The organism is Natronorubrum marinum (assembly GCF_052040125.1).
Taxonomy (GTDB): domain Archaea; phylum Halobacteriota; class Halobacteria; order Halobacteriales; family Natrialbaceae; genus Natronorubrum.
Genome location: NZ_JBPPFV010000001.1, coordinates 1,938,175 through 1,949,704 on the forward strand (window position 1 = coordinate 1,938,175; position 11,530 = coordinate 1,949,704).

The following is an 11,530-nucleotide window of genomic DNA, read 5'->3' on the forward strand; positions in this document are numbered from 1 at the left end:
AAAACGCATGGAACGATGCCTACTGAGGAGCAGGCGGTACAGCTCCTGGTCGAATTGGGGCTCACGGAATACGAGGCTCGCTGTTTCGTCGCGCTTTCGCGCGTCTCGACGGCGACGGCGTCGGAGATCGCCACCCTCTCGGACGTCCCGCGTTCGCGGGTCTACGACGCGGTCGATCGGTTGCACCGGCGAGGGCTGGTCGATATCCAGCAGTCCGAACCGCGGGAATACCGGGCGATTTCGAAGGCGGCCGCACTCGAGTCGCTGAAAGACCGGTACGACGCGACGCTCGAGGCGACCGACGACGCCCTCTCGAAGCTACGTCGCTCGACCGGCGGCGACGGCATGGAGGAGAGGGGGGCGTGGGCAATCGCCGATCACGATCACGTCAGCGATCGAGTCGAACTGTTCTTAGCGGAGGCCACAGACGAGATTTACGCGCTTCTCGCCGACGAGAGCGCGCTCGATCGTCAGTTTCTCGAGCAACTCGCCGCGGCAAGCGGTCGCGGTGTCGACGTGCGGATCGAGGTCTCCTCCGAGGAAGCGAAAGCCCGTGTTCTGGACGCCGCCCCCGAGATCACCGTCGCGGTCACGGAGCTCGCGAACGACCCGGCCTCGTTGAACGTCAAGCGCCTCGGTCGGATCGTTATGGTCGATCGGCGATGCGTCCTGCTCGCTGCGGTCGCGGACCGAACCCGCCCGGGACAGGTCGAAGAGACGGCAATCTGGGCCAGCGGACCGGACCACGGGCTGGTCGTCGGCCTTCGACACGTTCTCGGGGCGCGAATCGAGTCACAGGACGTCTTCGTGTGAAGTGATTCTCCGTCCCCCGGATCCGATCCGGCACTCGCCGAGAACTCAGGCGTCCGTCTGTGGCAGCGCGACGACCGGAACGGACGCCTCCTTGACCATCCGTCGGGCGACGTCACCGGTGAGCAGTTCCGCCAGCCGATTTCCCTCTCGAGCGGTGAAGACGACGGCGTCGGCGTTCCGGTCTTTCGCCTCGGTAAAAATTCGTTCGACCACGTCAGTCCCGTAGAGCACGCCAGTCTCGACCGTCGCGTCCGTCGTCTCGAACGGTCCGCGCGTGCGCTCGAAGATCTCTTCGGCATACTCCTCGCGCTGTTCCACAGAGGCCTTGTCGGGCGCCCCACCGGCTTTCTCGATCACGTTGACGAGGACAACCGAACTGGTCGGGGTGAGATACGGCGCGAGCGCCGTCGCTGTCCGTTCACCGTCGTCGGGATCCGCCGCGGGGACGACGACCGTTCCGTCGAACGCGAGCGTCATCGATCGCCCTCCGCTCCCCGTGTCGTTCGTTCGCGAGTCCGTGTGGTAGCGTCGAACTGCGGTGACAGCGCCATACCCGAAATTCGGGCCGATCACTGAAAAAACTGCAGTCGACGGAAGCGTGAGCCGTAATTCAGGGACGCACCTGATTCTCGAGTTCGCCCTCCCCGTCGCCGAACCGCCGTGCGTTCTCGGCCACGATATCGGCGAGCCGTTCGTAGTACTTCGGCGTGTGGCCCGCGTTGTGGGGCGTGATCTGGACGTTCTCGAGCGTCCACAGCGGATGCTCCTCGGGGAGCGGTTCGGGATCGGTAACGTCGAGCGAGGCGCCGCGGATCCAACTCGAGCGCAGCGCCGCCACGAGCGCGTCGGTGTCGACGACCGGCCCGCGAGCGACGTTGACGAGCACCGCGTCGGGATCCATCGTCACGAATTCGTCGTGGCCGATCAGCCCGCGAGTGGTCTCGGTGAGCGGACACGCGAGCACGAGGTAGTCCGTCCGCGCGAGCGCGCCGTCGAACGCGTCGTCCTCGAAGCCGATCACCTCGTCGGTCGGCCCGCCCTTCTCGGGCGAGTACCGTACCCCGATCGTCTCGACGCCGAACGGCTCGAGACGCTCCGCGACGGCCTCCCCGATCGCGCCGAGTCCCACGATCGTTACCGTCGATCCCTGCAACTCGAAGGCCTGATAGTGGCGCCACTCCCGTCGATCCTGTCGACGCGCGCCGACGTGGAACCGACGCGTGTACCGGAGGATCGCTCCGAGGACGTGTTCGCCGATGTTGGGACCGTGCACGCCGGAGGCGTTCGTGACCGCCACGCCGCGCTCTTCGAGTCGCTCGAGCGGGAGGTGGCCCGTCCCGGCGTAGGCGCACGCGAAGACCTCGAGGTTCTCGGCGGCCTCGAGGAGCTCCTCATCGAGGGTCATCCCGGTGACGAACCGGGCGTCTTCGATTCGATCACGTTCTGCGGCGGGCGTGCGCGCGAGTTCGACCGTCCGCTCCGGCAATCGTTCGCGGATCGCGGCGACGTACTGTTCGACCGGCATACCGTGGGTTCCGGTCCGAAGGACGAGGACGTCCGGTTCGTTGATGTTGCTCATGTCCGTGGCGTCGGCCGGTGCGAGCAAAAGCGTTCGTCTCCCGGAACGAGTCTCGAGGCGCCGCTGGGAGTGACGCGGGCCGGACGCGCGGATGGCCGACCCGCGCGGCACACACGGTCGCCGACCCGCGCCGAACGGTCGATCGTCCCCCCTCGGTATCGGTTCCCCGCATCGGGACGTTCAGGCAATTTAATAATGGGCCGTTGAGTTCCAACGGAGTATGGAACGCGTAGACGTCGCGATCGTCGGTGGCGGCCCCGCTGGGGCATCCGCGGCCGAGCGGGCCGCGGCACACGGTGCCGAGACCGTCCTTTTCGAACAGGGCGTCCCGCGGGAGGACCGCGACGGACTCGGCCCTGACTCGACCGACGCCGCCGGCATGCTCGACTACTGGATCGACATCATGGACTTCGACTACCGAGAGATTCCCGACGAGGTCATCCACCGGGAACTCGAGGCGACCGAGTTCGTCGGTCCGAACAGCAACGTCACTCTGACGACGACCGGGATGGAGGCCAGTTACCCGAAGTTCGGCTACACCTTCCACCGGGCCCGGATGGACGACTGGCTCCACGAGCGCGCCGAAGACGCCGGTGCCGACCTCCGGGTTGGAACGGGTGTCAAAGACCTCGAGACGGACCTACGCGCCGACAGCGCGAAGGGACCCATCCACACGCTGACCCTCGCCGACGGCGATCGGCTCGAGGCCCAGTACGTCGTCCTCGCGGACGGTCCGCAGCGACGGATCACCCTCGACGCGCTGGATCAGTTCACGGCTCCCGGCCGCAGCGTCTCGGATCACCTCTCGCCGCCGACGGCCAACCACATCGCCTACCAGGAGTATCGGGAGTTCCCCGAAGAGCTGTTCGAGGAGTTCGAGGACACCCTCAAATTCTGGTGGGGCTACATGCCCGGCGAGACCGCCTACCCGTGGGTGTTCCCCAACGACGGCACGGTCGCCCGCGTCGGTCTGACGATGCCCATCGGGATGGAACTCGAGGACGTGAGGAACCCGGGCGCGTACAAACTCCTGCGCCCGGACGACGACCGACTGCCCTCCGGCTCGGAGTACATCCGCCGCTTGCTCGAACAGGAGTACGGCGACGAGTACGATATCGAGGAGGAGATCCCGATCGTCGAGGATCGCGGGAAATCGAAGGGAACCGAGACGTATCCCATCTCCTCGACGCGGCCGATCGAGTCGCCCGTCGGCGCGAACATCGCCGTCGCCGGCGGCGCGATGGGGACGACCTCGGCGTTCCACGAGGGTGGCTACCACGTCGCCGTCCGAACGGGGAAGATCGCCGGCCGACTGGCCGGGACGGACTCCCTCGAGAGCTACAACGACGTCTGGAAGCGCGCGATCGGCGACGAAATCCTTCGAAACGTCGCCTTCGCAGATATCGTCAAGGACTACGAACCCGACGACTGGGATCGGGCGTTCGATACCATCACCGACATGCAACAGGGGGCCTCCGGCGGCAACCTGATCAGGCGGAGCTACTCGGCCGGTCTCGGTGCCTCGAAGATCATGCTCGCCTACAAGCGACGGAAGTACGCCTACCGCAACGGCGGCTACGTCCAGTTGAAAGAAGACGACTACTTCTACTGAGTTCCGGTTTCCGACTCGAGATCGCTCGGGGCGTATGCGAACTCGCCTGTCCGACTCCTCAGAGGTGAGTCACCTCCTGTGTCCGAACCGCCGGTTCTGACGGTCGACGTGGACGGCGCTGAGCGCGAAAAAGAGCGATGCAGTGAGTAGGAACGGACGATCCGTTCAGGTGGACGGGGTATCGAGGGTCCAGCCGGGATCCTCCCCCGTCTGTTCGATGTGATCAGCTCGGCACGCCGGACAGTAGTCGGGTGTCGCAGTGTCGCCTCGAGGAACGTAGACTGCGCCGCTACACCCCACGCACGCGTCAGAAACGATGGTCGTGCAGTCGGCACAGATGTTGAAGTCGTCGACCGTGAGTCCGCGCAGGGGTTCGAGTTGTTTATCCAAGATGTACTCGTCGATGGCCGCCTGACAGTGTTGGCACGGTTTCATAGCGGTACACTCGGTACCATGTCACAGTACTACAAAGGTCTGACGACCCGATACAAATCTGCCGTCACCGTGGGACGAGTTGTACGGACATACGCTGTATGGAACGATTTGAACCGTCTACCTGCGCAGTACGAGGCTGTACTGACGACCTACCGTCGTGTAAGCGGTTATCCTTTTTGTCACTCGAGGTGGAGACCGAACGTATGCGTGCTCCGTTCGACGGCTCGGACGCCCGGGACGACGAGTCGTCCGAAACGGCAGCGACTCGAACGGACGGCGCCGGCCACGTCGCGCGGGACGATCAGGGGGAGATCGCCGATCCCGACGGCCCCGTCGGCCCCGACAGCCCGCACGAACCGAGCGGTCACGGCGACCACGACGAACATGAACACCGCAGTCGCTGGCCGTTGATTACCGGGGTCGGAGCCGGCGGACTCTACGGAGGGGTTGCGATCTACTTCCTCGGCGCTGCGGCCGGCGTCGCACCGCCGCTACTCGGCATCGGACTCGCCGTGGTGGGAACGATCGTCCTGTTGGCCGGGGTGGCGGGCTGGGTCGACGAGGCATTTCTGGCACCCGCCCGAGAGCGTGCCGGGCAGACGAAATCGCGAGAATCGTACGTGTCGACGACGATTCTCTTTCTCGTGACCGACGTCTCGACGTTCGGCGCGCTGTTCGTCTACTACTTCTTCGTCCGACTGGGTGCCTGGCCGCCGGAGACGCTCCCGCCGCTGTTGACGTCGCTCGTATTGGTCAACACGCTGATCCTGATCGCCAGTAGTGTCACTATCCACTACGCCCACGAGGCCTTACACGACGACAATCGAGGGCAGTTTCTGGGGCTGCTCGGAGCGACGCTCGCACTCGGCGTGATCTTCCTCGGCGGACAGGCCCTCGAGTACTACGAGTTCATTATTCACGAGGGCTTTACCCTCGGCAGCGGCGTCTTCGGCAGCGGCTTCTTCGCGCTGACCGGCCTCCACGGCCTGCACGTCGCACTCGGTGTCGGCGGCATCGGCGTCGTGTTCTGGCGCGGGTTCCGAGGCCACTACGGGCCGGAGCGAGACACCTCCGTCGCGACCGTCTCGCTGTACTGGCACTTCGTCGACCTCGTCTGGGTGTTCCTCGTGATCGTCCTCTACGTCGGGGGCACGCTCTGACGAGTCGCTGAACGGACGGATCGATGACCCCGGAACAACCCGGTCGAGACTGCGACTTCACGGTAGGTCGTCACCCGCGTCGAGATCCTCCTCGAGCACGCGAAGCGGCGGGTCGGAACAGTCACAGAACGCCGACTGGCCGAGCGGTTTGCGCTGGCCGTCGGGCCAGATCTGAACAATCCCGATCTCGCCACAGCGCTCGCACTTCGCCGCGGCCCGTCGCTTCTCGTTCTCCTCGTACTCTCCCACGTGACTCACCTCGAGCGAGTGCGTCGTACCAGCGCCAACGGCTAAAACCCCCGGTGGGACTCGGAGTCGGTCGTATCGGTTCGTATCACGGTCGAGGGCTATCCGTCGGTGACGGACCATCGGTAACGGACCATCGGTAACGGGTCGTCACGCTGGCATCCAGGCTGCAACGCCGCGGAGTGAGCAAGCGATTCAGTGGCGCGCTAAACCGCGACAATGTCGCGGTTCGAACATCGCGAGGTCATCACGAACGGAGTGAGTGATGGTTCGGAAGGCGCGAAGCGTCTTCCGGTGGATGAGTGAGCGACCGAACGGAGCGAACGTTAGCGCGGGACCGAAGGTCCCGCGAACCATGCAAACGGGTGCTCCGCACCCGTGAGCAGAAATCGGTTGGGGAGGGCGTGGCAATCACTGGTGCCACTGTGAGGAGCGTCCCTGCAGTATGTGTGGCGTCTCTTCGGTGTATCCGAGACCGCGTCTAAGCCGGCGAATCAGCAGATGACAGCCCACCCGAACGGTCCGAAACCCGCTATCGTCCCCGATCTCGTTGGATTCGCTCCTCGAAACCGGCCATCTTGCGGTAGATCGGCGGGGTCAACACGCCCGCGATCCCCACCAAAATCGCCACCGAACCGATCGGAAACAGCAACGGCTCGGCCTCGAGACAGGAGTTCAACGACGCGATGCGTACGTAGTACTCCTGGCCGTCGACCTCGACGACGACGCCCTCTAGCAACGCCGCCTCGTTCTTCAGCCCCTCGCCGTCGACCGTCGCCTCCTCGAGCGGGCTGTCGATCGCCTCCCGAAGCGCTCGCTGTTCGGTCTCGGAGAGGTTGTCGTACTCGAGATCCTCGACGGTAGAAGCGGGTCGTTCGCCGTCCTCGAGCGCCCGAACCTCGATATCCGGATCGCCGCAGAGACCAAGCGTGTCCTGCATGACGACGTAGCCGCCGACGAGCGCGATCGGGATGCCGGAGGCGATCAGGAGCACGCCGAGGAACGGGGCGGCGTACGTCAGGAGATACGACTCTTCGGATTCCGTCGGCTCGCCGGTCGCCAGCGGATCCTCCGCCGTGTCCGAGCCGGTGTCCGTATCACGCCACCCGCCGTCATCCGATCGATCCGACGGCCCGCCGTCGTCGCCGCTCATCGTCGATCCTCCGTTGGTGTCCGGTGGCGACCGCCCAGGTACTCGACCGTGCCCGCGAGCCCCAACCCGTAGATCCAGTGGGCCAGCAGGACGAACACGAGGTAACCGACGAGTTCGAGTCCGATCTGGTCGGTGTGGAACGCGATGGCGAAGCCCGAGGCGATGACGGTCGAGAACCACAGCCCCGTGACGAACGAGAGCTCGCCGGGGAGATACTCGCCGAGCGCTAGGAAGAGCAGCGGCCAGGTGAGCATCCCGCCCGCGAGGAACACGCCGTAGCCTAACGTGGCGCTCGCTGGGAGTCCCACGAGTACCGCGAGACCCGCAAAGGACTCGAGGTCGAACACGCCGATGACCACCGCCACCGCGAGCACGAGCGACATGAGGAGGGTGCCGACGAGCCCGCCGACTGCACCCGTCCCCGCGTCGTTCGCCACCGTCCGCGCGACCGGCTCGATGCGGCCGTACAGCGACGGCGGCTTCCCCTCCTGGGCGGGCACGTAGGATCGGCGCACCTCGTCGGGTTCGGACGGCGGGATCCCGCGCTCGCGCTCGAGTTTTCGCTCGAACCACTGCCACTCCGGCGTGAACTGGTTGGTCGACTTGAGATCCCACGGATCGGCGGTCTCGACGCGTTCGCCGTGGAAGTACGACCAGATCATGTTGTAGAACCAGAGCAAGACGCTCAGCCCGATGATATACGAGCCGACGGTGGCGACGATCTGCAGCCACTGGAAGTCAGCCGGGTAGGTCGCGTACCGCCGCGGCAGCTCGAGAAAGCCGAGCGCCATCAGCGTCATGAACGTGAGCGCGGAGCCGGCGACGAGCAGCGAGGACTGGAACAGCGCCAGTCTGCGGTCGTAGAGTCGCCCCGTCAGCAACGGATACCAGTAGTAGCTCGCGGCGAACATCATGAGGGGGATGATCCCCATCACGATGAGGTGGAAGTGACCGACGACGTAGTAGGTGCCGTGATAGATGATATCAACGGGGATTACGGCGAGAAAGATGCCGGTGACGCCGCCGACGATGAAGAGTCCGATCGAGCCGACACAGAGGATGGTGGGAGCCGCGAGTTTGACGTTCCCGTTCCACATCGTCGTGATCCAGTTGAACACCTTGATCGCGCTCGGGACGGCGATCGCGATCGAGGTCGCCATAAAACTCGCTCGAACGCGGGGATCGATCCCGGTCGTGAACATGTGGTGGGCCCAGACGCCGAAGGAGAGGACCCCGATCGCGATCGTCGAGTAGACGATGAACTTGAAGCCGAAGAGCTTCCGGCCGACGAACTTGGGCAGGATGAGGCTCATCAACCCCGTCGCCGGCAGGAAGATGATGTACACCTCCGGATGGCCCCAGAACCAGAACAGATGTTGCCAGAGAATCGGCCCGCCCCCTTCGGTCGCGAAGAACGTCGTTCCGAAGTTCCGATCGAACAGGAGCATCAGGAGGGCGGTCCCCAGCAGCGGGAACGCAAAGAGCGCGATTGCGCTCGTGACGAGCATGGTCCAGGAGAAGATGTCGAGGTTCGCCCAGCCGATCGACTCGTCGCGCTCGTAGACGACCGTCGCGATGAAGTTGATCGCCGCGATCGTGGTAGCGATGCCACTCAAGTGGAGGCCCAGCAGGAGGAAGTTGATCTGCGGATCGGGCGACGTGGACGAGAGAGGCGCGTACATGGTCCACCCGATCGCCGGCTCGCGTAACGCAAAGAGGAACGAGAGCCACGACTCGGGCACGACCAGCGCGAGCGACTTCCCCGTCACCTCCGCGATGATTCCCAGTCGAGACAGTAAGAGCGCGGGCGGCAACAACCAGAATCCGACGGCGTTGAGCCGCGGAAACGCCATGTCGTCGGCGCCGAGCAACAGCGGCAGGAAGTAGTTCCCGAGGCCGAAGAAAACGGGGGCGACGAAGAAAATCAGCATCGTCAGCCCGTGCATCGTGAACAGTTCGTTGTACGTCTGCTCCGTCCAGATGTCCGCCGCCGGTGTCAGGAGATGCGTTCGCAGCATCATCGCGTCGATCCCACCCCACACCGCGGCCACGGTCCCGAAGGCGATGTAGAGCAGTCCGATCTCGCGATGGTTCGTCGTCGTCGTCCAACGAACGATTGCCGCCTTCGCTTCTCCCACTGTGAACTCGCGTTCGGCGATCGATTCGTAGCCTCCGTCGGGCGAGGGATCCGCTCTGAGTCGTCGCGCTGCCAACAGCGTGAGGAGACAGCTGACAGCCACGAGCGCGAACAGCGACACCTGCACGAGCGCTCGGCTCATCGTCGCTCGCCTCCCCCAGTAGCAACGTTCCGACCGCCGCGGTCGCCGGCCTGCATAGCCGACTTCTCATCACCGACTCCAATAAGGCCACTCCACGATTCGACGACTCTCACGAACACTAACAGTCGCAATCCGCTACAGTATCCGCTCGAAGAACGTCACGAACTCGAGACACTCCAGTCACCGATGCAGGCCGTATAACACGGCCGTCGTAGAACCCCACCCCAATGGGTCGTCGACGAAGCGGTCTCGCGCTCGCGGCGGGTGGAATTGCCGGACTGCTGGCGCTCTCGGGAACGGTCGCCGCACAGTCCGAAAACCGCGAACTCATCGACGGGCTCGAGGCCCAACTCCTCTACGTCGCCCTGCCGCTGACGCTGTTCGTCCTCATGATCCTCGTCTACGCGGCGGTCAAGTTCCACGACAACGACGATCCCAAACCAACCGCGGAGGATCCCGCCCTCGAGATCACCTGGACCGCCGCAACGGCCATCATCCTGCTGTTCGTCGGCATCGCCGGCTACAGCGTCCTCGTCAGTCCGTACGTCTCGCCCTCACAGCCCGGTGACCTCACCGGCGACGGGGACATCGTCGACGAGGAGATCGAGTCGCTCGAGGACCTCCCCGAGACCGACGACGAAGCGGTAGTCGTCCGAGGCTACCAGTGGGGGTGGGAAGCGACGTATCCCGAAGATAATGTGACGACTCGAGATGAGATCGTGATACCAGCCGACGAAGACGTGACGATGTGGCTGACCGCCGACGAAGTTATTCACGCGCTGTTCATCCCCGAACTCGGCGTGAAACAGGATGCCTTCCCCGGCGAGTTCACGCGCGTTCGAACCGTCGTCTACGATACAGGCCTCTACGATGCGGTCTGTACGGAGTTCTGTGGGGCCGGTCACTCCCGAATGGACGCCGACGTCGTCGTCGTCGAACCCGAGGTGTACGACGAATGGCTCGAAGACAACGAAGACGAACGAGCGACGGCACCGGATCCGGATGCGTGAGGACCAGCGGTCGGTCGGCGCTACCAAGCACTGAAAGGGTTAAACCGCGGACGCACCTAGTCCGAGTGCGTGCCTTCAGTCCCCGTCCGAGCAAACCCATTCGGGTGCGATGACAGCACGGCGAACCCGGGCACGCGACAGTGATTCGGTGGGCCTCGCCCACCCGACCGAAGAGCGCGAAGCTCTTCCGCCCGGCACGAGGGTTAGCCAGCCGACGCGGCATGCCGCCACGGGATGAGGCTGGACGTTAGTGTTCCGGGTGACACCGTTTCAATGCGAGAGAGCAACAGCGCCAGCGTTTGGACTCTCAGTCAAGCAGACGGCACGTTCCGCCTCCGACCGAATAGCCGCGAGCGACAGCCCCATACGGAACAAGTTCCCGGCGAGAATACAGTCAGTTATCCGTGTTCGAAGGCTGCGTGAGTGGTTCACTGTACAGGAACGATTCCATGGAGGTGCCGGTCACTTCGACCTCCTCTTCCGCCGCTCTCGCGCGGGCGATTGTCGTCCGGATCCCGTCGAACCCGTCGTCGACGATCACATCCCCGGTTCGGCCGTCGTACTCGATGAGTCCGTGATCCTCGAGTTTCGGGAGATGGCTGTGGATCAGCGACGTCGTCACTGATTGTTTTTGCTCTTTGGTGATCGCATCGATAGAACCGTCCTGTCCCCAGGCGGCGATTTGCAAGGAGAGGGATTCGATATTTCCGTGGTCGTTTTCCAGAAAGTAGTACAGCACGTAGCGACGGCGAGACTCCGATAGCAACCCGTACACCGTATCCAAGGAGAGATTTGACGCTGTCATACCACGAGATTTCTGCCACACCTGAATAAACCCCGCTCCAAAAATGTTTGGTTCAGGTAAATCAGGCGTTGCGCAGTCGCGTTGGCTCTGGGAGCCCCGTGTTTCTCCAGTCTCGAAATGCAAAAAACCCACAGAGCCAGCGCTGTGGCTCCGTGGGTGATGTGCGTGGCGATCCCTTCGGGATCGCCGAGTATGAGTGAAGGCGGCGAATCGCATTTCCCAGAGGCTCGCGCACTCCAGTACTCCGCGATACGCAGATGAGCTTATCTTCCGTGTTCGGGATGGGTACGGGAGGAACCTCACCGCTCTGGCCGCCGTAACGCCGATCAACGGACTCGAACCGTTGTACATCGGAAGACCATGTCTTCCGTGCCTTGGACTCGTGTCCAAGCTACCGTAATCGGTGGTTACTGACCGTAATGTATGTGTAGTCCAGTT

Annotated in this window: 11 protein-coding genes and 1 rRNA gene; 4 read left to right on the forward strand and 8 right to left on the reverse strand. The window is 63.9% G+C overall.

Annotated elements, in window-relative coordinates:
• Positions 1-15: 15 nt before the first annotated feature.
• Complete coding sequence (locus ACSFC5_RS09595; RefSeq protein WP_440764989.1) at positions 16-813, forward strand: TrmB family transcriptional regulator; 798 nt, start codon at positions 16-18, stop codon at positions 811-813.
• A gap of 45 nt (positions 814-858) precedes the next feature.
• Here ACSFC5_RS09595 and ACSFC5_RS09600 read toward each other — a convergent pair whose 3' ends face one another.
• Both ACSFC5_RS09600 and ACSFC5_RS09605 read right to left on the reverse strand, forming a co-directional pair.
• A complete protein-coding gene (locus ACSFC5_RS09600) occupies positions 859-1,290 on the reverse strand; it encodes a universal stress protein (protein WP_440764990.1) in 432 nt (143 codons plus the stop codon).
• Positions 1,291-1,423: 133 nt separating this feature from the next.
• Entirely contained in the window at positions 1,424-2,392 is a 969-nt protein-coding gene (locus ACSFC5_RS09605) for a D-2-hydroxyacid dehydrogenase (RefSeq protein WP_440764991.1), read from the reverse strand.
• Positions 2,393-2,612: 220 nt separating this feature from the next.
• Between ACSFC5_RS09605 and ACSFC5_RS09610 the strand changes: the two genes are divergently transcribed.
• The gene (locus ACSFC5_RS09610) at positions 2,613-4,004 is read left to right on the forward strand and encodes an NAD(P)/FAD-dependent oxidoreductase (RefSeq protein WP_440764992.1); all 1,392 of its coding nucleotides are present in this window, start codon (positions 2,613-2,615) and stop codon (positions 4,002-4,004) included.
• Positions 4,005-4,169: 165 nt separating this feature from the next.
• Here ACSFC5_RS09610 and ACSFC5_RS09615 read toward each other — a convergent pair whose 3' ends face one another.
• Entirely contained in the window at positions 4,170-4,439 is a 270-nt protein-coding gene (locus tag ACSFC5_RS09615; protein ID WP_440764993.1) for a DUF7571 family protein, read from the reverse strand.
• A 203-nt stretch (positions 4,440-4,642) separates the two neighbouring features.
• Here ACSFC5_RS09615 and ACSFC5_RS09620 point away from each other — a divergent pair, with 203 nt between their 5' ends.
• Positions 4,643-5,599, forward strand: a complete 957-nt coding sequence (locus tag ACSFC5_RS09620; RefSeq protein WP_440764994.1) for a cytochrome c oxidase subunit 3 — start codon at positions 4,643-4,645, stop codon at positions 5,597-5,599.
• Between the two features lie 57 nt (positions 5,600-5,656).
• Here the strand turns inward: ACSFC5_RS09620 and ACSFC5_RS09625 are convergent, their stop codons facing one another.
• The 3 genes from ACSFC5_RS09625 to ACSFC5_RS09635 all read right to left on the reverse strand — a co-directional run bounded on the left by ACSFC5_RS09625 (position 5,657) and on the right by ACSFC5_RS09635 (position 9,277).
• Positions 5,657-5,848: a hypothetical protein gene (locus ACSFC5_RS09625; RefSeq protein WP_440764995.1), complete on the reverse strand. Its 192-nt coding sequence runs from the start codon at positions 5,846-5,848 to the stop codon at positions 5,657-5,659.
• 529 nt (positions 5,849-6,377) lie between these two features.
• Entirely contained in the window at positions 6,378-6,998 is a 621-nt protein-coding gene (locus ACSFC5_RS09630) for a DUF7979 domain-containing protein (protein ID WP_440764996.1), read from the reverse strand.
• Complete coding sequence (locus tag ACSFC5_RS09635) at positions 6,995-9,277, reverse strand: DUF6789 family protein (RefSeq protein WP_440764997.1); 2,283 nt, start codon at positions 9,275-9,277, stop codon at positions 6,995-6,997. Before ACSFC5_RS09635 ends, ACSFC5_RS09630 begins: the two co-directional genes overlap by 4 nt.
• A gap of 227 nt (positions 9,278-9,504) precedes the next feature.
• Between ACSFC5_RS09635 and coxB the strand changes: the two genes are divergently transcribed.
• On the forward strand, positions 9,505-10,287 hold the full coding sequence (coxB, locus tag ACSFC5_RS09640) for a cytochrome c oxidase subunit II (RefSeq protein ID WP_440764998.1): 783 nt from the start codon (positions 9,505-9,507) through the stop codon (positions 10,285-10,287).
• 394 nt (positions 10,288-10,681) lie between these two features.
• On the opposite strand, the gene ACSFC5_RS09645 is transcribed toward coxB, so the two are convergent.
• On the reverse strand, positions 10,682-11,092 hold the full coding sequence (locus ACSFC5_RS09645) for a DUF7344 domain-containing protein (protein ID WP_440764999.1): 411 nt from the start codon (positions 11,090-11,092) through the stop codon (positions 10,682-10,684).
• 197 nt (positions 11,093-11,289) lie between these two features.
• Positions 11,290-11,411: ribosomal RNA gene (rrf, locus tag ACSFC5_RS09650) — 5S ribosomal RNA — on the reverse strand.
• Positions 11,412-11,530 lie beyond the last annotated feature (119 nt).

Bases quoted from the DNA above. Each gene is read 5' to 3' on its own strand.
- ACSFC5_RS09645 (WP_440764999.1), bottom strand. From the start codon at position 11,092: ATGACAGCGTCAAATCTCTCCTTGGATACGGTGTACGGGTTGCTATCG.
- ACSFC5_RS09595 (WP_440764989.1), top strand. From the start codon at position 16: ATGCCTACTGAGGAGCAGGCGGTACAGCTCCTGGTCGAATTGGGGCTC.
- ACSFC5_RS09605 (WP_440764991.1), bottom strand. From the start codon at position 2,392: ATGAGCAACATCAACGAACCGGACGTCCTCGTCCTTCGGACCGGAACC.
- ACSFC5_RS09600 (WP_440764990.1), bottom strand. From the start codon at position 1,290: ATGACGCTCGCGTTCGACGGAACGGTCGTCGTCCCCGCGGCGGATCCC.
- ACSFC5_RS09620 (WP_440764994.1), top strand. From the start codon at position 4,643: ATGCGTGCTCCGTTCGACGGCTCGGACGCCCGGGACGACGAGTCGTCC.
- coxB (WP_440764998.1), top strand. From the start codon at position 9,505: ATGGGTCGTCGACGAAGCGGTCTCGCGCTCGCGGCGGGTGGAATTGCC.
- ACSFC5_RS09630 (WP_440764996.1), bottom strand. From the start codon at position 6,998: ATGAGCGGCGACGACGGCGGGCCGTCGGATCGATCGGATGACGGCGGG.
- ACSFC5_RS09615 (WP_440764993.1), bottom strand. From the start codon at position 4,439: ATGAAACCGTGCCAACACTGTCAGGCGGCCATCGACGAGTACATCTTG.
- ACSFC5_RS09635 (WP_440764997.1), bottom strand. From the start codon at position 9,277: ATGAGCCGAGCGCTCGTGCAGGTGTCGCTGTTCGCGCTCGTGGCTGTC.
- ACSFC5_RS09610 (WP_440764992.1), top strand. From the start codon at position 2,613: ATGGAACGCGTAGACGTCGCGATCGTCGGTGGCGGCCCCGCTGGGGCA.